The sequence below is a fragment of the Pseudomonas sp. TWP3-1 genome (assembly GCF_049896625.1).
Lineage (GTDB): Bacteria > Pseudomonadota > Gammaproteobacteria > Pseudomonadales > Pseudomonadaceae > Aquipseudomonas.
The window spans coordinates 92225-114408 of the sequence record NZ_JAFCUQ010000011.1; the positions used below are offsets into that span (position 1 = coordinate 92225).

Consider the following 22184-nt stretch of genomic DNA (forward strand, 5'->3'; position numbering starts at 1 on the left):
CCCCAACGGACTCCCGCCAGGACGACGCGATGAACCGAGTGTTGTACCCAGGTACCTTCGACCCTATTACCAAGGGCCATGGCGATCTGGTCGAACGCGCCTCGCGCCTGTTCGATCACGTGATCATTGCCGTCGCTGCCAGCCCGAAGAAAAACCCGCTGTTCCCGCTGGAACAACGGGTGGAACTGGCTCGCGAGGTCACCAAACACCTGCCGAACGTGGAAGTGGTCGGCTTCTCGACGCTGCTGGCGCATTTCGCCAAAGAGCAGAATGCCAACGTGTTCCTGCGTGGTCTGCGCGCGGTGTCGGACTTCGAATACGAATTCCAGCTGGCCAACATGAACCGCCAACTGGCCCCGGACGTCGAGAGCCTGTTTCTCACCCCGTCCGAGCGTTACTCGTTCATTTCCTCGACGCTGGTGCGGGAAATTGCGGCGCTTGGCGGCGATATCACCAAGTTCGTGCACCCGGTGGTGGCTGACGCGCTGACCCAACGCTTCAAGAAGTAGCGACCGTTGAAACGGCGCCCGCGTGCACTGCGGGCGTCAATGCGGCACAATTGCGCGCATTGATAGATAGCGCCCGGGCCATGCGCCCCGGCTGGAGCAAGCATGTCCCTGATCATCACCGACGATTGCATCAACTGCGACGTCTGCGAACCCGAGTGCCCGAACGCCGCGATCTCCCAAGGCGAAGAGATCTACGTGATCGACCCGAACCTGTGCACCCAGTGTGTCGGCCACTACGACGAGCCGCAGTGCCAGCAGGTCTGCCCGGTGGATTGCATTCCGCTGGACGAAGCGCATCCGGAGACTGCTGAACAGTTGCTGGAGAAATACCACAAGATTACCGGCAAGGCCTGAATCCCTCGGCGTCTGTTCCGACGCCATCGCGGGCAAGCCCGCTCCCACAGAGATTTGTGGTGCTCACAAAATTTATGTATTACACGGGACCCTGTGGGAGCGGGCTTGCCCGCGATGGGGCCTTCAGCAACACCACAAAACCCGATCAGCTCACTCGCGTTGCTCAAACCCCTCCCCGATACAGCCCAGACACCGCACAAAAGCCGCTTTCGCCGGCTCGACCACCAACGCCTGTCCCGCATCGCCAATCCCGCCACCCAGCGCGGTAAACGGCAGCGACACGACAAACGCCCCCGCACCGATCACCGTTGCCGCTACCAGTAAAGGTCGAGCAATCAGCAAGTCGCCGAGCATGGCGTAAGCCGGGGGATTTTGGATGGTGTAACGCGGATCACCGCTGCCGCTTGGCGTGGCCTGAGCAATCAGGCTGGAACACAGCAGCATTGCGGCAAACAGGACTGGCAAGGACTTCATGGCGCGATCCTTCGGGCTGAACAGTGAGACAACTCACTATAGACCGTAGGACTTTTTCAGCCGTTTGCGCTCAAGTCTGGCAGCGCGGGCACCAGACGCTGTTGCGTTGCCCGAGCTTCATTTCGCGCAGACCGGTGCCGCAGACTTTGCAGTGCTCGTTGCCGCGGCCATAGACAAACAACTCCTGCTGGAAATACCCCGGCTGACCGTCGCCACCAATGAAATCGCGCAATGTGGTGCCGCCGCGCTCGATGGCCGCCGCCAGGATGCGTTTGATCTCGATCGCCAGTTTCAGATAGCGCGCGCGGGAAATACTTTTGGCCTCGCGACGCGGGTCTATCCCGGCGGCAAACAGCGCTTCGGTCGCGTAAATATTGCCGACGCCGACCACCACCGCGTTGTCCATGATGAACGGCTTGACCGCCATCGAACGCCCGCGCGACAGTTGAAACAGCCGTTCGCCGTCGAACAGATCGGTCAACGGCTCAGGGCCAAGGCGAATCAGCAGTTCGTGATTGAGCGGATCGAGACTCCAGAGCATCGCCCCGAAGCGGCGCGGATCGGTATAACGCAGCGCCAGACCGGACTCGAGTTCGATATCCACATGCTCATGCTTGGCCGCCGGCAGCCCGGCCTCGACCAGCCGCAAATTTCCAGACATGCCCAAGTGGCTGATCAACGTACCGACTTCGGCCTTGATCAACAGATACTTGGCCCGCCGCTCGACCAGCACGATGCGCTGCCCGGACAGGCGCACATCGAGGTCTTCCGGGATCGGCCAGCGCAGTCGCCGGTCACGCACGATTACTCGGCTGACTCGTTGGCCTTCCAGATGCGGCGCAATACCGCGACGGGTGGTTTCGACTTCCGGCAATTCAGGCATGGGCTTCTCGAATCAATGCGCGCCGAGGTCGCGGATCGTTTGTTTCAGGGTTTCAAAATCGTATTCCGACAGGCCGACATAATCGAGCACCAGCGGCCCGACAGCCTTCCATTCGAAGTCTTCGGTCTGACCGCCCAGCACCCGATACGACGCGCAGATGTGCTCGGCCATTTTCAGAATCGCCAACAGGTTCTTCATCTGACTGTTGCGCGACGACTCGTCGCTGAAAATCGCCAAGGCATTGTGGTGATTGGCAATCGCCGTGCTGACGTGCTCCGGCAGGCGCCAGGATTTGGCGGTGTAATAGCCGACCACGGCGTGGTTGGTGTTGAACTCGCTGTTTTCGGTGTCCACCACCCGGCATTCGGCGCTGGCATTGGCATAAGCCTTTTCCAGCACCTGCATGTAATTGGGGAAGCGCTGCAACATCAACGGCACGCCGCAATCGTGGAACAGACCCAAGGCGTAGGCTTCGTCGCCGGCCTGAGTGCCGATGCGCTTGGCCAGCGTCAGGCAAGTCATCGCCACATCCTGAGCGGTGTCCCAGAAACGGTTGAGGGTGACGATGGTGTCGTCATTCATCTCGCCCTTGATCGACTGCGCATTGATCAGATTGATGATCGAACGACTGCCCAGCAGGTTAACGGCACGCTGAATCGAGGTGATCTTGTTGCTCAAGCCGTAATACGGCGAGTTGACGATTTTCAGCAGCGCGCCGGACAGGCCGGGGTCCTGAGCGATCAGCTTGGCGATCACCTCCAGGTCCGGGTCGGGCATGTATTGCTCCATTTGCAGATCCACCATGATCTGCGGCTGCGCCGGCACGCTGATGCCTTGCAGGGACTGTTGGATCTGTTCAGTGGTCAGCTCTTGGGACATAAGTACACACTCTGGGACAGGCGGCGATTCTAACCGCTAAAAACCGCCAGGCGACAAATGAGCGGCAGATCAGCGCAAAACTTTCATTCAAGACCATGCCGAGGATTTCGCCTGACCAGATTTGCGGGCCGACTCGGGTGCCGCATGTCCTGCGCCGAACCTGCACGCGGCGCAACACGGTATACTCCCGCTCTTTTTTCCGGAGCGACGTCATGTCCCTGCCTAGCCTGCGCCTCAAAGCCAACGCCGACCGACGCCTGCGAAACGGCCACTTGTGGGTCTACAGCAACGAAATCGACGTGGCTGCCACGCCATTGCACGGCTTCAAGGCCGGCGACCAGGCCATCCTCGAAGCTGCCGGCGGCAAGCCGCTGGGCATCGTCGCGATGAGCCCGAACAATCTGATCTGCGCTCGTCTGGTGTCGCGCGATATCAAGCTGCCGCTGGACAAGTCGCTGCTGGTGCACCGCATCAACGTCGCTCTCTCGCTGCGAGATCGCCTGTTCGACAAGCCGTTCTATCGCCTGGTTTACGGCGATTCCGACCTGCTGCCGGGTCTGGTAGTCGACCGTTTCGGCGATATCCTCGTGGTGCAGATCGCCTCGGCCACCATGGAAGCGCATAAAGATGACGTGATTGCTGCACTGACCCAAGTGCTCAAGCCGAGCGGCATTCTGTTCAAGAACGACTCCGCTGCGCGTGACGCCGAAGGCCTCAACCGCTACGTCGAAACCGTGTTCGGCCTAGTGCCGGAGTGGGTTGCGCTGGAAGAGAACGGCGTGAAATTCGAAGCCCCGGTGATTCAGGGTCAGAAAACCGGCTGGTTCTACGATCACCGCATGAATCGCGCGCGCCTGGCCCCTTACGCCAAAGGCAAACGCGTGCTCGACCTTTATAGCTACATCGGTGGCTGGGGCGTGCAGGCTGCCGCATTCGGCGCCAGCGAAGTGTTCTGCGTCGACGCTTCGGCCTTCGCCCTTGACGGCGTTGAGCGCAACGCTGCGCTGAACGGCGTTGCCGAGAAAATGACCTGCATCGAAGGCGACGTCTTTGAAGCACTGAAAGAACTGAAAGCCAGCGAAGAGCGCTTCGACGTGATCGTTGCCGATCCGCCTGCATTCATCAAACGCAAGAAGGACATGAAAAACGGCGAAGGCGCTTACCGTCGTCTGAACGAGCAAGCCATGCGCCTGCTCACCAAGGACGGCATTCTGTTCAGCGCTTCGTGCTCGATGCACCTGCCGGAAGACGACCTGCAGAACATCCTGTTGACCAGCGCCCGTCACCTGGATCGTAATATTCAGTTGCTGGAGCGTGGCGGTCAGGGCCCGGATCACCCGGTGCACCCGGCGATTGCCGAAACCCGCTACATCAAGAGCATCACCTGCCGCCTGCTGCCTAACAGCTGATTCCTGCGGGATTGATGACACCAGAAAGGGAGCCTGCGGGCTCCCTTTCTGCTTTTTACTACTTTGTGTTCCTACACTAGTCGTCCTGATGGCGTGCAGGACATTTCCTTAAATTTGTTAATTACTCATATTTAACTGACACAACTATTCCAAACCAAAGATCACTCCGACAAAATTACTGGAATATTCCTACTCAATATCTGCTTGCCATTAATCCATTACAAACTATGATTGAGTTGTCACCACGAGGTGGCTCAACTAATCAATGAACAAGGAGTTCAAACATGAAAGCAATTACTCTGGAATCCGGCAAAATCGCAAACCTGGCTTTTCTGGTTGCGCCTAAAGCCCGCTAAGTAATAGAGACGCTGGGGACGGCCGGCGCCCCAGCGCCTTATACCCAATCCAGAGCGCCTTGTATGAACATGCACATAAATCCTTATTTATTCATATTGCCCTGCACACCCGGCCAAATAGTCTGGAACTACAAAGATCACACGCAACATGAACTTGATCTGAATTACTCCACTCGCCTGGCACAACTCATTAACAACCCGAACTTGTTTGATATCAATAATATTATTGATACAGAACTTTTAGATGCACAAATACTGACCACATCTAAAATTGACTGCCCTGCCTGGGGCTGGGATGAACTGTCGAAGATTTATCATATCGGCACGCAAAATATTCCCTGCGAACATACCCCACAAAATATTCAAGAATGGTCCAGGCAATATCTGGAACATTGCACAGAGGTGCTAGCCACTTCACCTGCTGCGCCAGTTCGCGCGGATCATTCTCCGCGAGACCTTATCGCTTTACCCGCACTCGCCGCGCTGAACAACGACAGTTTTCGGAACGCGCTGATGCAGAGAAAAACCTGCCGTTCCTTCACTGGCGCCGCGATTTCCCTGCAAGACGTCGGCACCCTGCTCTACCTGACCCTCGGCTATTTGCGCGAGCGCGATAGCGCTTGCGACCCGAGCATTGCCGAAGGCCTGAGTGCGCGCCGAAGCAGTCCTTCCGGCGGCGGTCTCAATGCCTGCAACGGCTTTCTGCTGGTGCAGCACGTCGATGGACTGGCACCCGGGGTCTACGCCTATCATCCCGCAGAGCACGCCTTGAGCTTCGTCGATCAATTGCCGAGCGAGCCGCTGGGCAATCTCCTGGCTGGCCAGCATTTCATCAACAACCTGCCGCTGGGTCTGTTCATCACCGCCCGCCTTGATCGTCTCTGGTGGAAGTACCAGCATTCGCGTGCTTACCGAATGGCCTTCGTTGAAGCCGGGCATCTGTCACAGACCTTCCAACTGGTGGCCACGGCACTTGGCATGAACACCTGGCTCACCGGTGCATTCGCCGATGATCAGGTCGAAGCATTGTTGAAAACCTCGGGCAGCGCGGAACAACCATTATTCTTCGTCGGTTGCGGTGCAAGCGATGGACAGGCGATGTGTCAGGAAATGCGCGACTTGCTGCAAGTGGCGCAGCCGTGAGTGCCTTCAAGGAGGTCCCGGACGCAGCGCAGCGCTTCACACTCGGGGACTGGAATAACCGCGCCTCGGTACGCATCAGTGTCCACGACTACCAGTTGCCGGACGACGTGGAGCTGCAACTGAAAACCCGCCACTGGTTCCCCCCTGGATTCTTGCCTTATCTGGCGCACCCGATCATCCAGCAAGCCGGTCCCAGCGTCTTGCACCGGCTGACAGCCAATCATCTGGTGCACTTTCTCGACTACACCACGTTGCTCGAACACCGCATCGTCAATCGCGCCGTGGAAGTGATTGTCCACGGCGAGCTGCCTGCCGCCGTTCCGTTACAGATGAAAACCGCTGCGCTGCAGCTGTACACCGACGAGGGCTACCACGCATTGTTTTCCAGTCAGGTTGCCGAGCAGATTGCCGACTTCTATGGCATCAGCGACCGTCCGGCGATGCCCCGACGCATTACCCGCATGAACGCGCTGATCGCTCGCACACCGCAAAAGCACAAATCACTGGCTTGGTTTCTGCTCGGTTTCGTCTCGGAAACCATCATTGCTCGCGAGCTGCTCGACGTGTGCCGCGACAGTCTGGTATCCAATGTCAGCGAGATGCTGCGCGATCACCTCACCGACGAGGCCCGGCACAGCCGGTATTTCGCCGAGGTGTTTCAGCACCTGTGGCCCGGCCTCGACAGCCGCCAGCGCACCTTCACCGCGAGAATGCTGCTGGAAATCATCGGCATATTCTTTGAGGTCGATGAGCCTTGGCTGCAACAAAGCCTGAGCGGTGCCGGGATTGCCGACAATGCGCTGCTGCAAATTGTCGGTGGCATGGCCACTGAGCAAGCCTGTCGCTTGCGCGCACGTTCTGGCGCCATCGCTACGCTAGACGCCCTGAGAAAAGCCGGATTTTTCGCGTCGCCTCAAAACCAGACACTTTTTGCCAAAGCAGGACTGATCCATGGATGACGGAAAATCTGCGGTAACTCCAGGGCAACGCCGTGCGGCGGTCAGTCTGCTGTTGGCGATGGTCTTGCTCGGCGTGTTTCCGCTGGATGTCCTGCTACCGTCGTTTCCGGCACTGGCAGAACACTTCAGTCGCACGCCGGCAGACATCGCACTGTCGATCAGCCTGTTTGCCGTCGGCATTGCATTTGCGCAATTGCTGATCGGCCCGCTGTCCGACGTGATCGGACGCAAAGGTCTGTTGCTCGCGGGCATGACGGTTTCGATGCTGGGTGCCATGGGATGTGTGATGACCAATGATTACTCGCTGTTCCTGATGTTCCGCGTGGTGCAGGCATTGGGCTGCGGCTGTTTCGTTCTGTCTCAGGCACTGGTGCAGGATCTGTTTGAAGGTGAAGAACGTGACCGCCTGCGCATCCTGATGGTCACCGCCACCGGGGTCTTCATCTCGGTGTCCCCGTTGGCCGGCACGTTTCTCCAGGCGACCCTCGGCTGGCGCGGCAGTTTTTGGGTTTTCACTGTGTTGGCGGCGCTGGTATTGATCAAGGCCTGGCTATTTCTGGATAACAGCCGTCCTGCCGTCCGCGGTACTCGCACAAACTTTCTCAAGGCCTATCGCCGCGTGCTGGGCGATTTTGATTTCGTCGGCTATTGGCTGATCTCGGCGTTCGCGTTTGCCTGCCATTTTTCTTTCATCGTGATTTCGCCGCTGATTTTCATGGATCATCTGCAACTGTCGGCCTATGACTTTTCATTGATCCTGCTTATCTACGGTGCGGCATATGTGGTCGGCGGCATCATCGCCACCGTGCTCAGTAGAAGGATCGCCGCGGGTCAGCAGATTGTCGTCGGGTTGAGCCTGATCCTGCTGTCAGGACTGGTCATGCTCTATCTCGCAGCCAACTTCGAACTGGCAGCGGCCACCGTGCTGATCCCGATGCTGGTCTGCACCGCCGGCACCACTATCGCGCGTCCGGCCGCCACCTCCCGAGCAATGGGCATGTTCCCCGACAACGCCGGCACCTCGGCGTCGGCCGGCAGTACGCTGATCTTTATCTGCGGCGGTTTGATCAGCGCGTTGATCAGCCTGAGTCCGGCGAATCTCCAATCTACGCTGGGCTACTGCTTCGTCATTCTCAGCAGCGTGGCACTGGCGTTGAACAGCCAGATTAGCCGCCGCGGCAAAAGCTCCGAGGCAAATTCCATCGCGCAACCGGGCAGCGATTAATCCTGCCGGTCGTCATCTCACACGCTGCGTCACCGCTGGAAGCACGCTTTGCGCCATTCCCTCCTGACGCCAGCGGTGTAGAATCGCCAGATTCATCGCCATTCATCCCCCGGCGGGTTTATGAGCTCAGGCTGAGACCAGCGGCGATCCCGCAACGTCATCGGCAACATCAGGACACACGGCCATTTCTGAGTGTTCCAGACGTCAATAGAAGCTCACTCCCCTTTGTTATGTGATTAGCCGCCCGGAGTGCTCCATGCCAGATTACCGCTCGAAAACATCCACCCACGGCCGCAACATGGCCGGCGCCCGCGCACTGTGGCGCGCCACCGGGATGAAAGATGACGACTTCAAAAAGCCGATCATCGCGATTGCCAACTCGTTCACTCAGTTCGTACCGGGTCATGTGCACCTGAAGGATCTGGGTCAGCTGGTAGCTCGCGAAATCGAACGCGCCGGTGGCGTGGCGAAAGAATTCAACACCATCGCCGTCGATGACGGCATCGCCATGGGCCACGACGGCATGCTCTATTCGCTGCCGAGCCGCGAGATCATCGCCGACTCCGTCGAGTACATGGTCAACGCCCACTGCGCCGACGCCATCGTGTGCATCTCGAACTGCGACAAGATCACCCCGGGCATGCTGATGGCTGCTTTGCGCCTGAACATTCCGGTGATCTTCGTTTCCGGCGGTCCGATGGAAGCCGGCAAGACCAAACTGGCCAGCCACGGCCTCGACCTCGTCGATGCAATGGTCATCGCCGCCGACTCCAGCGCTTCTGACGAGAAGGTTGCCGAGTACGAGCGCAGCGCTTGCCCGACCTGTGGTTCGTGCTCCGGCATGTTCACCGCCAACTCGATGAACTGCCTGACCGAAGCCCTCGGCCTGGCATTGCCCGGCAATGGCTCGACCCTTGCCACCCACAGCGACCGCGAGCAACTGTTCCTGCAGGCTGGCCGCACCATCGTCGAACTGTGCAAGCGCTACTACACCGAGAACGACGAGTCGGTATTGCCGCGCAACATCGCCAACTTCAAGGCGTTCGAGAACGCGATGATGCTCGACATCGCCATGGGCGGTTCGACCAACACCATCCTGCACTTGCTCGCTGCCGCCCAGGAAGCCGAGATCGACTTCGACCTGCGCGACATCGATCGCCTGTCGCGCATCGTGCCGCAACTGTGCAAAGTCGCGCCGAACATCCAGAAGTACCACATGGAGGACGTGCACCGTGCTGGCGGCATCTTCAGCATCCTCGGTTCGCTGGCCCGTGGCGGCCTGCTGCACACCGACCTGCCGACCGTGCACAGCCGCAGCATGGAAGAAGCCATCGCCAAGTGGGACATCACCCAGACTGACGACGAAGCCGTGCATCACTTCTTCAAGGCCGGCCCGGGGGGCATTCCAACGCAGACCGCTTTCAGCCAGTCGACCCGTTGGGAAAGCCTCGACGACGACCGTGAAAACGGCTGCATCCGCAGCTTCGAACACGCCTATTCGAAAGAAGGTGGCCTGGCCGTGCTTTACGGCAACATCGCACTCGATGGCTGCGTGGTGAAAACCGCCGGTGTCGACGAGTCGATCCACGTGTTCGAAGGCAATGCGAAGATCTTCGAAAGCCAGGACAGCGCGGTACGCGGCATCCTTGCCGACGAAGTGAAGGAAGGCGACATCGTCATCATTCGCTACGAAGGTCCGAAGGGCGGCCCGGGCATGCAGGAAATGCTCTACCCGACGTCGTACCTGAAGTCCAAAGGATTGGGCAAAGCTTGCGCTCTGCTCACCGATGGCCGTTTCTCCGGCGGTACTTCCGGTCTGTCGATCGGCCACGCTTCGCCAGAAGCCGCCGCCGGCGGTGCGATTGGTCTGGTGCAAGATGGCGACAAAGTGCTGATCGACATTCCGAACCGCTCGATCAACCTGTTGATCAGCGACGAAGAACTGGCCGCGCGCCGGGTCGAGCAGGACAAGAAAGGCTGGAAGCCGGTGGAGATCCGTCCACGCAAAGTCACCACAGCCCTCAAGGCCTACGCCCTGCTGGCGACCAGCGCCGACAAGGGTGCTGTACGCGACAAAGCGATGCTCGACGGGTTGTAAGCGTCAATCGCAGAAACAAAAATGCCCCGCCAAATGCGGGGCATTTTTTTGCCCGATCGATTTTATGCGTAACCGTGAGTGCCCCATCGCTGGCAAGCCAGCTCCCACAGAGTCCAAGGTGAAACACACATCGTGTGAGCACCCTACATCCATGTGGGAGCGGGCTTGCCCGCGATTGGATCAACTCGGTTTTACTGGATTTCTTCTGGTTTGACGATCACCCAGTTCTTGTCCGCCGTCACCGGCAAGCCTTCTTTGGCCTGCGCCGCCGCGTGTTTGGCCATCATGCCGTTGAGCTGGGTCATGTATTTGTCCTTGCGGTTGATCCACAAGTGGATGCCACCCTTGGCCACGTCAACATCGTGGAACAGCATGTAGCCGTCGCTCGTCGGAGTGTCGCCGCCCACCAGTACCGGTTTTTTCCATTCGTCGATGTAGGTCAGGATCGCCGCGTGTTTGCCGGCCATCCAGGTCGCGGGTGTCCACAGGTAGGGCGTCAGTTCGAGGCCGAGATTGGCTTTCTCGTCATATTTTCCGGCGGTGATCTGCTTGCGCGCGGTGGTCAGTTCGCCGGTCTCGCGGTTCTTCAGCAGCGTGGTCACGCCGATCACGTTCTGCGGTTTGACGTTGTAGCCATACTTCGGATCGGCCGCGACCATGCGCACCAGTTCTTCGGAAGCGGCGGTCATCACGTAGACCTCGATGCCGTTCTCCATCAGCTTGTTGTAGAGCTCTTTTTGCCCGGTGAAGATCTTCGGCGGATTGACGTCGAGCGTCTTCACCACGTCGCCTTCGTAATAAGTCGCTGGCACCGGTTTGCCCGAGGCCATCAGCTCATCGACGTAGCCCTTGAGTTCCTTGAGGGTGAAGCCGGAGAACACCTGCGCCACCCACGGATAGCAGACCATGTCGTCGACTTCGCAGAGACGGTAGTAGTAGCTGAACAGGCTTTCCTTGTGCTCGGCAGTGTCTTTGAACGGCATCAGTTTCAGGGAGGGATCGAGCTTGTCGCGGGTGATCAGGCCCTTGTTTTCCATGAACGGCAGCAGCGATTCTTCGAGGTCGTAGCGGTAGCTGGTGTTGTCCATGTCGAACACCGCGTAGTTACCCTTGTTGGCATTGGCCGCGATCATCGCGTCCAGCGCCTTGGCCTGATCCGCCGGCCAGTGCTTGAGGTCGGTGGCGAACACCTGGCCGGCGAGGCCAAGGCACAGTGCTGCGGCGAGAAATTTCGGTGCAAATTTCATCAATGGATCTCCCTGACTCAAAGAGATCGACGCTAACAAATATGTGTGACAGTCCTCGTCTGTCAGCGACCGTGCACGTCCCCATCGCGCCAAATGCATCCCCGAGAACGACACGCGCTTATTCCAAAAACGACGGACGACCTGCGATTTAGGTATTAAATCAATGGAAATCAAGCTGTTAGGCTTGCCGGTTCGCAGTTGCCCAAGAATGCGACTGACACAGTCATATCGGAGTTTTCATGAATCTGCCGCTGATCCTCAATCTGCTGGTGTTCCTCGCCCTGCTCTTCGGTCTGGCGCAAACCCGCCACACTTCGTGGAGTCTGGCGAAAAAAGTCCTGCTCGCGCTGGTGCTCGGCGTTGCGTTCGGTGTCGCATTGCACACGATTTACGGTGCTGGCAACCCGGTGCTCAAAGCCTCCATCAGTTGGTTCGATCTGGTCGGCAACGGTTACGTGCAACTGCTGCAAATGATCGTGATCCCGCTGGTGTTCGCCTCGATCCTCAGCGCGGTGGCGCGCCTGCACAACGCTTCGTCGCTGGGCAAGATCAGCTTCCTGACCATCGGCACGCTGCTGTTCACCACCGCGATTGCGGCGCTGATCGGGATCGGCCTGACCAACCTGTTCGGCCTGACCGCTGAAGGTCTGGTGGCCGGCACCCAGGAAATGGCTCGTCTGCAAACCATTCAGAACGACTACGCGGGCAAGGTCGCCGACCTGAATGTGCCGCAACTGCTGCTGTCGTTCATCCCGCAGAACCCGTTCGCCGATCTGGCACGGGCCAAGCCGACGTCGATCATCAGCGTGGTGATTTTCGCCGCGTTCCTTGGAGTAGCGGCGCTGCAACTGCTCAAGGATGACGTAGAGAAAGGTCAAAAAGTGATCAACGCCATCGACACCCTGCAAGCCTGGGTGATGCGTCTGGTGCGTCTGGTGATGAAGCTGACCCCGTACGGCGTGCTGGCGCTGATGACCAAAGTGGTGGCCGGTTCCAACCTGCAAGACATCATCAAGCTCGGCAGTTTCGTGGTGGTGTCGTACCTCGGTCTGGGCCTGATGTTCGTGGTGCATGGCTTACTGGTGTCGGCGGCGGGGATCAATCCGCTGCGCTTCTTCCGCAAGATCTGGCCGGTGCTGACCTTCGCGTTCACCAGCCGCTCCAGCGCGGCGAGTATTCCGTTGAGCATCGAAGCGCAGACTCGCCGTCTGGGCATTCCGCAATCTGTTGCGAGTTTCGCCGCGTCGTTCGGTGCGACCATCGGCCAGAACGGCTGCGCCGGTTTGTATCCGGCGATGTTGGCAGTGATGGTGGCGCCGACCGTGGGCATCAATCCGCTGGATCCGCTGTGGATCGCGACGCTGGTGGCGATTGTGACGCTGAGTTCGGCCGGTGTGGCCGGGGTCGGTGGTGGCGCAACGTTCGCGGCGCTGATCGTGCTGCCGGCAATGGGTTTGCCGGTTTCACTGGTGGCGTTGCTGATTTCGGTTGAGCCGCTGATTGATATGGGTCGCACGGCGCTGAACGTGAGCGGTTCGATTACCGCGGGTGCGATTACCAGTCAGGTGATGCAGCAGACGGACAAAGCGTTGCTGGATGCGGATGAGCATGCGGAGTTGGCGCAGGCTTAAATGATCTTGTGGCGAGGGAGCTTGCTCCCGCTGGGTTGCGAAGCGACCCTGATATTTTGGGGCTGCTGCGCAGCCCAGCGGGAGCAAGCTCCCTCGCCACAGATTTAGGCTTTTTCCCAGACTTCGAAGCTGTACGCCGGCTTGTCGTCGACTGCCGGGTTCGGCACGTTCGACACCAGTTTCCACTGGTCCAGATCAAACTCCGGAAACCACGCATCGCCTTCCGGACTCAGCGCCACTCGGGTCAAATAAAGACGATCCGCCTGCGCCAGCCCTTGCGCATACAGCTGCGCCCCGCCAATCAGCATCAGCTCATCGACGCCCTGCTCTTTCGCCCATTCTTCGGCGCGGACCACAGCAGCTTCCAGCGACGAAAAAACTTCCGCGCCTTCGAGTACCAGATCGGCCTGACGGCTGACCACGATGTTCAAACGCCCCGGCAACGGACGACCGAGCGAGTCCCAGGTCTTGCGCCCCATGATGATCGGCTTGCCGAGCGTGGTGGCCTTGAAGTATTTGAAGTCGCCCGGCAGGTGCCAGGGCATGCTGTTGTCGACGCCGATCACGCGGTTTTCACCGAGGGCTGCGATCAGGCTGAGAGGGAGTGATTTAGTCATGTCGGCGAGGATACCAGAGCCGTGCTTACCCGGATAAGCGCCACAGCGGTTATGCTCTCGACTCAATTGAGCGACGGGATGCCGCGTGACTGAACTGACTCCACTGCAAAACCTCTGGCTGACTGAAACCATCCGCCTGCGCGAAGAACACGCCGGGCCTCTGGACGATCTCGAAGCCAATCGCCTCGCCCGTGCGGCCGGCGGTGATCTGCCCAGCCGTGTTCAACGCCGCGCTTTGTGGCTGGCCGAGCGTGACGGGCTGACTTCGGCCCTCACACATTGGCTGCAAGGCGCGCGACTGGCGCTGATCGTGCTCGCGGTGGTCGCAATTGTCAGCGGCGCCGGTCTGGCATTCGCCGCACTGGGCAACGGGCAAACTCCGGTCAACGTGTTCTGGGCCTTGGGCAGTCTGCTCGGGCTGAATCTGCTTCTGCTGTTGAGCTGGGCGCTGGGGCTGGTATTCGCCGGCGAGCACGGCGCCGCGCTCGGCCGTTTGTGGCTGTGGCTCAGCGAAAAACTCGCCCGCGACGCCAAAGCCGCGCAACTGGCGCCGGCCCTGCTGCTGTTGCTGCAACGCCAGAAACTCAATCGCTGGGCGCTCGGCACTTTGGTCAACGGCTTGTGGCTGTTGGCGATGCTCAGTGCGCTGATCTTGCTGCTGACGCTGATGGCGACCCGGCGCTACGGCTTTGTCTGGGAGACCACGATTCTCAGCGGCGACACCTTCATCAACATGACCCAGAGCCTCGGCACGCTGCCGGCGCTGCTCGGCTTCAACGTCCCGAGCGTTGAAATGATCCGCGCCAGCGGCGACGGCGCGCTCGACATCGAAAGTGCGCGTCAGGCCTGGGCGACCTGGCTGGTCGGCGTGCTGGTGGTGTTCGGCGTGTTGCCGCGGCTGCTGCTGGCGCTGTTTTGCTTCTGGCGCTGGAGCAGTGGCAAATCTGCGTTGCGTCTGGACCTGAATCTGCCCGGCTACGCGCAATTACGCGAACGCCTGATGCCGACCAGCGAACGCCTCGGCATCACCGACGCCGCGCCAGAGCATCTGCACCGTGTCGAAAGCAGCGTCGGCGAACACGCCAGTGAGGGCGCGTTGCTGGTGGCCATCGAACTCGACGATCAGCGTCCGTGGCCGCCCGCGCTGCCGAAAAACGTCAGCAATGCCGGTGTGCTCGACAGCCGCGAATCGCGCCACAAACTCCTCGAACAACTCAGCCGCTTCCCGCCCGCGCGTCTGGCCATCGCCTGCGACCCACAGCGCTCACCGGATCGCGGCAGTCTCGCGCTGATCGCCGAACTGGCGCGCAATGCCACGGCCACGCGGATCTGGCTACTGCAACCGCCGCAGGGCCAGGCGCTGGACGCCGAGCGCCTGGGCGACTGGCATGTGGCATTGCAACAACTCGAGCTGCCGTTTGCCGACAGTGCGCCGCTGAACTGGCTGGAGAACGGACATGACTGACGCCCGCAAAGCGCCGCTGAAACTCGCGGTGGTCGGCCACACCAACGTCGGCAAAACCTCGCTGCTGCGCACGCTGACGCGCGATGTCGGCTTCGGCGAAGTCTCGCACCGGCCGAGTACCACCCGGCATGTCGAGGGCGCGCGGCTGTCGGTGGACGGCGAGCCGTTGCTCGATCTGTACGACACGCCGGGACTGGAAGACGCCATCGCCCTGCTCGACTTTCTTGAACGGCTGGAGCGCCCCGGTGAACGCCTCGACGGCCCGGCACGTCTGGCGCGTTTTCTCGACGGTAGTGAGGCCCGCCAGCGTTTCGAACAGGAAGCCAAAGTGTTGCGCCAGCTATTGGCCTCCGACGCTGGCCTGTACGTGATCGACGCCCGCGAACCGGTATTGGCCAAGTACCGCGATGAACTGGAAGTGCTGGCCAGTTGCGGCAAACCGCTGCTGCCGGTACTGAATTTCGTCAGCAGCGCCAGCCATCGCGAACCGGACTGGCGCGAAGCGTTGGCGCGCCTCGGTCTGCATGCGCTGGTGCGTTTCGACAGCGTTGCCCCGCCGGAGGATGGCGAGCGCCGATTGTACGAAAGCCTCGCACTGCTGCTGGAAAATGCCCGCCCGCAACTTGAACGCTTGATCGCCGATCAACAGGCACAGCGCTTGGCCCGCGAGCAAAGCGCCGCGCGGCTGATCGCCGACTTGCTGATCGACTGCGCCGCGTGCCGACGTAGCGTGGCCAGTGAAGCCGCGCAGGAACAGCAAGCCATCAGCGAACTGCGCAAAGCCGTGCGTCAGCGTGAGCAACGTTGCGTTGAGGCGCTGCTCAAGCTCTACGCGTTTCGTCCACAGGATGCGGCGGCCAGTGATTTGCCGTTGCTCGACGGGCGTTGGGGTGATGACCTGTTCAACCCGGAAACCCTCAAGCAACTCGGTGTGCGTGTGGGTGGCGGTATCGCTGCGGGTGCGGCGGCTGGCGCCGGGGTGGATTTGCTGGTGGGCGGCATTACGCTTGGCGCTGCCGCACTGGCCGGGGCGATTGCCGGTGGCGCGCTGCAAACTGCGCGTAGTTACGGCAATCGCCTGCTGGGCAAGATCAGAGGCCAGCGTGAACTGACCGTCGATGACAATGTTTTGCGCCTGTTGGCGTTGCGTCAGCGACAACTGCTGCAAGCGCTGAATGCCCGAGGCCATGCGGCGCTGGAGAGCATTCAAGTTGCGACGCCACAGGACAAGACGTGGCGCGAAGGCAAGTTGCCCGAGGCCCTGCACAAGGCTCGGGCGCATCCGCAGTGGTCGTCGTTGAATCCGCATCCGAAACTCAATCAGACGGAAAGACAGGAGCAGATCGAGTCTCTTGCTGCAGATTTGTAGTGTCTGATCTGGCGCCATCGCTGGCAAGCCAGCTCCCACAGTGTTCTTCGATGAACACAGATCTTGTGAACACCAAAGTTCCTGTGGGAGCGGGCTTGCCAGCGATGGCAGCGACACGGTTTGAAGCTAAGCAGCCAAAAGGCGCGCCGCTTTATCCTTCAAAACCGCAAGGTCGATCACTGGCACCGCCATTTCTTTGGCCATTTCATCCCACTGACGCATACGCAAACTGACTTGCTCGTGACGCGCCATCAAATCTCCCCCAACACCTGCGCGATATTGCGCTCAGCCATCGCCGGGCCAACGCTCATGCCGACTCCGGTGTGCATCAGCGCCACGCTCAGTCCCGGCGCCGGACGCAGGAACGAAAACGGTCCCGGCCCGCGCGATCCATACACACCTTGCCAGCGCTCGAGCACTTGCACTTTACAGCCGAGGGTTTGCTCGGCCAGTTCGAGCATCCAGGTATCGACTTGCTCGGCGTTGAACGGCGACGGATCGCTGCCGTAGTGATGAGAGTCGCCGATGATCAGTTCGCCGTAGGGCGTCGGGCTGATCAGCAGGTGGATACCGTGCTCCTGCAAGTGCGGCTCTTCGCGCTGGATCTGCGCCTGCACCGCTACCGCTTCCGGCAGGTCGGCGAAGGCGCCGTAGTGCACGCAGCTGAGGCCGGTAAGCAAGGCGTGTTGCAGGTTGAGATTGACCTGCGGCCGGGCGCGGAGCATTTGCAGGCGACAGATTTGCGGGTTGAGGGCGGCGATCGGTTCGGCCATGAGGGTCTGATAATCGTGACCGGAACAGACGATGATTTGTTCGGCCGTGAACATGCCGGCAGTGCTGTGCAGACGGCCCGGTTCGACGTCGCGCACCAGTGTCGAGAAATGAAACTCGACGTTGAGTTCGCGACGCAGATACTCGATCAGCGCCGGAATTGCTTCGCGCGAATACACCTGTTGATCATCCAGCCCGTGCAAAGCGGCGCGGTGATGGCTGAACTGGCCGCGATACAGATCGCGCAATGCCGAACCGCGCAGCAGGTCGACGTGGTAGTCGTGCTCCACCGCGCGACCGGCGCAAAAAGCTTCCAGCAAGTGTTCTTCAGCTTCGGTGCGGGCGAAAAGGTACGAGCCGTTGCGCTTGAGTTGCAGCCCGGCGAGCTGCGCCCAATCGCCCCAGATCTTGCGGCTGGCCTTGGCCAGTTCGAGCATCGGCCCGGGTGGCTGGCCCGTGACCAGCGCTTGGCCGAAGTTGCGCACCGAGGCGCCAAGGGGAGTGGCGGTGCGCTCGAAAACCGCGACCTTGAGGCCGCGTTTGGCGGCGGCGTAGGCGTGGGACAGGCCGAGGATTCCGGCGCCGACGATGAGCAGGTCTTTGTGTTGGGTCATCTGGAGGTGCTCTGAATGAGAGACCGTCATCGCTGGCAAGCCAGCTCCCACAGGTTCAGCGGTGTCCACAAAATGTATGTTCCGCACCGGTCAATATGGGAGGGCTTACCTGCTCCCCCAGATTTTGTGGTGAACACCGATTGCGGGGACACCTTGAAACCTGTGGGAGCTGGCTTGCCAGCGATGAGGCCCTGACAGTCGAAAAAGATCTTACTTGGCGACCACTTTCTCGGACTTGCCGTCATAGCGCTTGCGCCACTCGGTGAGGATCTCGTCGCGATTCTTCGAGGCCCAGGCGAAGTCGTTCTTGATCAGGCGCTGCTCGTAATCCGCAGGCAATTCAGTCTGCGGCTTGGCAATGCCCGGTTGCGCCAGAACCGCGAAGTTCTCTTTATACAAATCCATCGCCTCAGCGCTGGCAGAGAAGTCAGCCAGTTTCTTCGCGGCGTCTGCATGCGGGGTGCCTTTGATCACGGCAGTCGCTTCGATCTCCCAGCCCAGGCCTTCCTTCGGCAGGATGATGTCCAGCGGCGCGCCCTGGCGTTTCAGCTGAACGGCTGGGTATTCAAAGGAAATCCCGATCGGAAATTCACCCGCCGCCGCCAGTTTGCAAGGCTTGGAGCCGGAGTGAACGTACTGGCCGATGTTCTGGTGCAGACCGTCCATGTAAGCCCAGCCCTGCTTCTCGCCGAAGGTTTGCAGCCACGCACTGACGTCGAGGAAACCGGTGCCGGACGACGCCGGGTTGGGCATGACGATCTTGCCCTTGTATTCAGGCTTGGTCAGATCCTGCCAGCTCACCGGTTTGGTCAGGCCCTGCTTCTCGGCTTCGACGGTGTTGAAGCAAATGGTCGCAGCCCACACGTCCATGCCAACCCAGGCTGGCGGATTGGCGGCGTCGCGGTAGTTTGCGCCGATCTTGTCCAGATCCTTTGGCGCGTAGCTTTGCAGCATGCCTTGCTGATCGAGAATCGCCAGACTGGATGCCGCCAGACCCCACACCGCGTCAGCCTGCGGGCGATCTTTCTCGGCAAGCAGTTTGGCGGTGATGATCCCGGTGGAGTCGCGCACCCACTTGATCTCGACCTCCGGGTTGGCCTTTTCGAAGGCTTCTTTGTAAGTCTTCAATTGCTCAGCTTCGAGGGCGGTGTACACCGTCAACTCGGTTTTCGCCGCGAAGGCGTTCAGGCTGAAAGTAGCGAGCACAGCAGCGGCCAGGGCCATAGGCTTGAACATGATCGGTTTCCTTTCTCGGATTAAAGAGGTGAGTTGAGGGTTACGGAAAATCAGTGACCGGGCGCGTTCTGCCGCCAGGCCTGGGAGCGGCGCAACAAGCCGCGCGAAGCCCACGCCAGCAGCAAGGACACGCCCGCCGAGGTGAACAGAATCAGGGTCGACATCGCCGCCGCGCCGCCGACGTTGCCGGCGTCATCCATGTTCAGCACCGCGACCGCTGCGAGGATGGTGTCGGGGCTGTAGAGGAAGATCGCTGCCGACACGGTGGTCATCGCCGAGACGAACAGGTAGCGCACTATGTCCAGCAGCGCCGGCAGGCAGATCGGCACGGTAACTTTCAGGTAATGCCGATACAGCGGCGCCTTGAGTGACAGCGCCGCAGCTTCGAACTCGGCGTCAAGCTGGCGCAGCGCGGTGGTCGCGGTCATCTGCGCAGTGGTCAAATAGTGAGCAATGGTGCAGACGATCAGCAGCGTCATCGTCCCGTACAGCACGTGCAGCGGGTTGCCGGTCAGGTTGAAGAAGAAGACGTAACCCAGGCCAAGCACCAGACCCGGCACCGCCATCGGAATGAAACTGAGCATGCGCAAGGTCAGATTGAGCCCGCGCTGACTGCGGGTCTTTTCCATCAGGTACGCGCCAGTGAAGATCAGCACGCTGCCGATCAACGCCGTCCCCAACGCCATTTTCAGGCTGTTGCTGTAGGCCAGCCAACCACCGCCAGCGGTTTCGTTGAACTGGTAGTGATTGAGCGACAGCGACAGGTTGTACGGCCAGAACTTCACCAGCGATGAGAACACCGCCATGCCGAACACCAGCAGCAACGCGGCGCTGATCAGCAGGACGATCGCCAGATAGCAGCTGTCGCGCAGCTTCGACGGCGCCGGTTTGAACACCTGGGCGCGGCCGCTCATGGAGTCGCCGTGACGCCGACGCAGCCAGGCGTCCACTCCGAAGCTGAACAGCGCCGGCAGCAGCAACACCATGCCGATCAACGCGCCGCGCCCGAATTGTTGCTGGCCGACCACGGCTTTGTAGGCCTCCAGCGCCAGCACTTGATAGTCGCCGCCGACCACCACCGGCACTCCGAAATCGGTGATGGTCAGGGTGAACACCAGACAGAACGCGGCGAACACGGCTTGGCGAGTCGCCGGCCAGGTGATGCTGCGAAAAGCCTTGGCCGGACTGGCGCCCATGCTCGACGCCGCATCAAACAAGCGCGCATCGGCCAGCGACAAGGCAGAGAGTAAAATCATCAGCGCATGCGGAAAGGTGTAGATCACCTCGCCCAGCACAATTCCCCAGAACCCGTAGATGTTGTCCGACAGCAGTCCGCGCAACATGCCCTGGTTACCGAACAGATAGACCAGTGCAATCCCCGGCAGCATCGACGGCGCCATCAATGGCAGCAGGGAAATCCCGCGCCAGATGCCCTTGGCCGGAATCAGCGTGCGTTGCAGTGCGTAGGCAAACAGGTAGGCCAGCGGTACGACAATGGCCGCGACGCTGAGGGAAACTTTCAGGCTGTTGCCGAGCAGCCAGTGGAAGTTTTCACTGCTCACCAGCTCCTTGGCCGCGACCCAGCCACCGCCCTGCCCGGCCTCGCTGCTGAAGCCGCGCCAGAAGATCGCCAGCAACGGCATCAGCACCGCGACACCGAGCAACACCAACAGCAGAACTTTGCCACCGACCACAAAGATGCGGTCGCCGATCTCGGCGCGGGACACCTGCCGTACCTGCTTGTGCGGTAACGGCAGCGCAATATTGCGGTTCATCAGGCAAACACCTGCAAACTGCGCGGCGGCAAAGCGACCATGATTTGCTGGGCGCCGAGGCGCGGCATGGCTTCTGGCGCCAGTTCGGCGAGCAGTGCATGGCCGGGCAATTGATCGAGTTCGAAGCTCATGCGGCAGCGATTACCGAGGAAGGTGATCTCGCGCACCTTGGCCGGGAACAGGTTTTCCTCATGCACCAGCGGGTTGACGCTGATCGCTTCCGGGCGGCAGAACAAGCGGCCCGAGGCGCCGCTGACACTGCCGTGGGCCAGACGCATGTTCATCCCGCCGACCTGAGCGTGGCTGTCGCTGCTGCGCTGGAATGGCAGCCAGTTGCCCTGGCCAACGAACTCCGCGACGAACGGCGTGGCCGGGCGGTTGTAGATTTCCTGCGGAGTGGCGTACTGCTCGACGCGGCCGTTGTTCATCACCGCAATCCGGTCGGCCATCAACATCGCTTCATCCTGATTGTGCGTGACCATCAGGGTGGTGATGCCGAGGTTGCGTTGCAGTTGGCGCAGCTCGGTACACAGATGTTCGCGTACCCGGGCATCGAGGGCCGACATCGGCTCGTCGAGCAACAGCAGCGAAGGGGCCGGGGCCAAGGCGCGGGCCAGTGCGACCCGTTGTTGCTGGCCGCCGGACAATTGGCCCGGGTACTTTTTCTCACTGCCGATCAGCCCCACCAGTTCCAGCATCTGACCGACGCGATGGCGCACTTCGTCGCGACCGCTGCCGGCGAGGCCGTAGGCAATGTTCGCTTCAACAGTCAGATTGGGGAACAGCGCGTAGGACTGGAACAGAATTCCGTAGTCACGGGCCTGTGGTGCGAGATGGGAAACGTCGCGTTCGCCGAGGTACAACTCGCCGCTGTCCTGTTTTTCCAGACCGGCGATACAGCGCAGTAATGTGGTCTTGCCGCAACCCGACGGGCCGAGCAGACACACCAGCTCACCGGCCGCCACGTCGAGCGAGACGTTATCCAGTGCGGTAAAAGCGCCAAAACGCTTTTGCACATTGCGCACCTTCATCGGCGCACCGGGGTTGGTCAGGGCAGTAGCGATTGCAGGGTTCATGGACAGACCTCATCGAGCAGATGAAGGTCATCCTAGAGTTGTAATGCGTCCGTCATATGGCAGTGAGGCAAAAACGGCTGATAGTGGTATTCAG

The 22184-nt window shown here is 60.4% G+C and carries 19 protein-coding genes and 1 pseudogene; 10 read left to right on the forward strand and 10 right to left on the reverse strand.

The annotated features are described in order from the left end of the window. Positions 1-29: 29 nt before the first annotated feature. On the forward strand, positions 30-509 hold the full coding sequence (coaD, locus tag ACP7BN_RS16450; protein WP_123426410.1) for a pantetheine-phosphate adenylyltransferase: 480 nt from the start codon (positions 30-32) through the stop codon (positions 507-509). Between the two features lie 102 nt (positions 510-611). Further along, entirely contained in the window at positions 612-863 is a 252-nt protein-coding gene (locus ACP7BN_RS16455; RefSeq protein ID WP_420647379.1) for a YfhL family 4Fe-4S dicluster ferredoxin, read from the forward strand. A 150-nt stretch (positions 864-1013) separates the two neighbouring features. Here ACP7BN_RS16455 and ACP7BN_RS16460 read toward each other — a convergent pair whose 3' ends face one another. The 3 genes from ACP7BN_RS16460 to ACP7BN_RS16470 all read right to left on the reverse strand — a co-directional run bounded on the left by ACP7BN_RS16460 (position 1014) and on the right by ACP7BN_RS16470 (position 3045). Continuing rightward, positions 1014-1337, reverse strand: a complete 324-nt coding sequence (locus tag ACP7BN_RS16460) for a multidrug transporter (protein ID WP_426205270.1) — start codon at positions 1335-1337, stop codon at positions 1014-1016. Positions 1338-1407: 70 nt separating this feature from the next. Further along, positions 1408-2220, reverse strand: a complete 813-nt coding sequence (gene mutM / locus ACP7BN_RS16465) for a bifunctional DNA-formamidopyrimidine glycosylase/DNA-(apurinic or apyrimidinic site) lyase (protein WP_420647381.1) — start codon at positions 2218-2220, stop codon at positions 1408-1410. A 12-nt stretch (positions 2221-2232) separates the two neighbouring features. After that, complete coding sequence (locus ACP7BN_RS16470; protein ID WP_426205339.1) at positions 2233-3045, reverse strand: HDOD domain-containing protein; 813 nt, start codon at positions 3043-3045, stop codon at positions 2233-2235. Positions 3046-3311: 266 nt separating this feature from the next. On the opposite strand from ACP7BN_RS16470, the gene ACP7BN_RS16475 reads away from it, so the two are divergent. From ACP7BN_RS16475 to ilvD, 5 genes are all read left to right on the forward strand, one after another. Continuing rightward, positions 3312-4508, forward strand: a complete 1197-nt coding sequence (locus ACP7BN_RS16475; RefSeq protein ID WP_420647382.1) for a class I SAM-dependent rRNA methyltransferase — start codon at positions 3312-3314, stop codon at positions 4506-4508. A 425-nt stretch (positions 4509-4933) separates the two neighbouring features. Beyond that, entirely contained in the window at positions 4934-6007 is a 1074-nt protein-coding gene (locus tag ACP7BN_RS16480) for a SagB family peptide dehydrogenase (RefSeq protein ID WP_426205340.1), read from the forward strand. Next, entirely contained in the window at positions 6004-6966 is a 963-nt protein-coding gene (locus tag ACP7BN_RS16485) for a diiron oxygenase (protein ID WP_426205271.1), read from the forward strand. Before ACP7BN_RS16480 ends, ACP7BN_RS16485 begins: the two co-directional genes overlap by 4 nt. Continuing rightward, entirely contained in the window at positions 6959-8191 is a 1233-nt protein-coding gene (locus ACP7BN_RS16490; RefSeq protein ID WP_426205272.1) for an MFS transporter, read from the forward strand. The genes ACP7BN_RS16485 and ACP7BN_RS16490 overlap by 8 nt, the downstream gene beginning before the upstream one ends. Before the next feature lie 256 nt (positions 8192-8447). Next, positions 8448-10289, forward strand: a complete 1842-nt coding sequence (gene ilvD / locus ACP7BN_RS16495; protein ID WP_420647385.1) for a dihydroxy-acid dehydratase — start codon at positions 8448-8450, stop codon at positions 10287-10289. 191 nt (positions 10290-10480) lie between these two features. Here the strand turns inward: ilvD and ACP7BN_RS16500 are convergent, their stop codons facing one another. Beyond that, entirely contained in the window at positions 10481-11536 is a 1056-nt protein-coding gene (locus ACP7BN_RS16500; RefSeq protein WP_426205273.1) for a haloacid dehalogenase-like hydrolase, read from the reverse strand. Between the two features lie 239 nt (positions 11537-11775). Between ACP7BN_RS16500 and ACP7BN_RS16505 the strand changes: the two genes are divergently transcribed. Further along, positions 11776-13167, forward strand: coding sequence for an L-cystine transporter (locus ACP7BN_RS16505; protein ID WP_420647387.1), 1392 nt, complete (start codon positions 11776-11778; stop codon positions 13165-13167). A 104-nt stretch (positions 13168-13271) separates the two neighbouring features. Here the strand turns inward: ACP7BN_RS16505 and ACP7BN_RS16510 are convergent, their stop codons facing one another. Then, entirely contained in the window at positions 13272-13784 is a 513-nt protein-coding gene (locus tag ACP7BN_RS16510) for a dihydrofolate reductase (RefSeq protein ID WP_426205274.1), read from the reverse strand. Between the two features lie 85 nt (positions 13785-13869). On the opposite strand from ACP7BN_RS16510, the gene ACP7BN_RS16515 reads away from it, so the two are divergent. Then, complete coding sequence (locus tag ACP7BN_RS16515) at positions 13870-15249, forward strand: DUF2868 domain-containing protein (RefSeq protein WP_426205275.1); 1380 nt, start codon at positions 13870-13872, stop codon at positions 15247-15249. Continuing rightward, the gene (locus ACP7BN_RS16520) at positions 15242-16618 is read left to right on the forward strand and encodes a GTPase/DUF3482 domain-containing protein (protein ID WP_426205276.1); all 1377 of its coding nucleotides are present in this window, start codon (positions 15242-15244) and stop codon (positions 16616-16618) included. The genes ACP7BN_RS16515 and ACP7BN_RS16520 overlap by 8 nt, the downstream gene beginning before the upstream one ends. 126 nt (positions 16619-16744) lie before the next feature. On the opposite strand, the pseudogene ACP7BN_RS16525 reads toward ACP7BN_RS16520, so the two are convergent. The 5 genes and pseudogenes from ACP7BN_RS16525 to ACP7BN_RS16545 all read right to left on the reverse strand — a co-directional run. After that, positions 16745-16852, reverse strand: a pseudogene (locus tag ACP7BN_RS16525) (phosphohydrolase); the annotation flags it as partial. Positions 16853-16869: 17 nt separating this feature from the next. Further along, entirely contained in the window at positions 16870-18033 is a 1164-nt protein-coding gene (locus tag ACP7BN_RS16530; protein WP_426205277.1) for a TIGR03364 family FAD-dependent oxidoreductase, read from the reverse strand. A 180-nt stretch (positions 18034-18213) separates the two neighbouring features. Further along, the gene (locus tag ACP7BN_RS16535; protein ID WP_426205278.1) at positions 18214-19239 is read right to left on the reverse strand and encodes a putative 2-aminoethylphosphonate ABC transporter substrate-binding protein; all 1026 of its coding nucleotides are present in this window, start codon (positions 19237-19239) and stop codon (positions 18214-18216) included. A gap of 50 nt (positions 19240-19289) precedes the next feature. Next, positions 19290-21014 carry a putative 2-aminoethylphosphonate ABC transporter permease subunit gene (locus tag ACP7BN_RS16540; protein ID WP_426205279.1) on the reverse strand — a complete coding sequence of 575 codons (1725 nt, stop codon included), beginning with the start codon at positions 21012-21014 and terminating at the stop codon, positions 19290-19292. Further along, complete coding sequence (locus tag ACP7BN_RS16545) at positions 21014-22090, reverse strand: putative 2-aminoethylphosphonate ABC transporter ATP-binding protein (protein WP_426205280.1); 1077 nt, start codon at positions 22088-22090, stop codon at positions 21014-21016. Before ACP7BN_RS16545 ends, ACP7BN_RS16540 begins: the two co-directional genes overlap by 1 nt. Positions 22091-22184 lie beyond the last annotated feature (94 nt).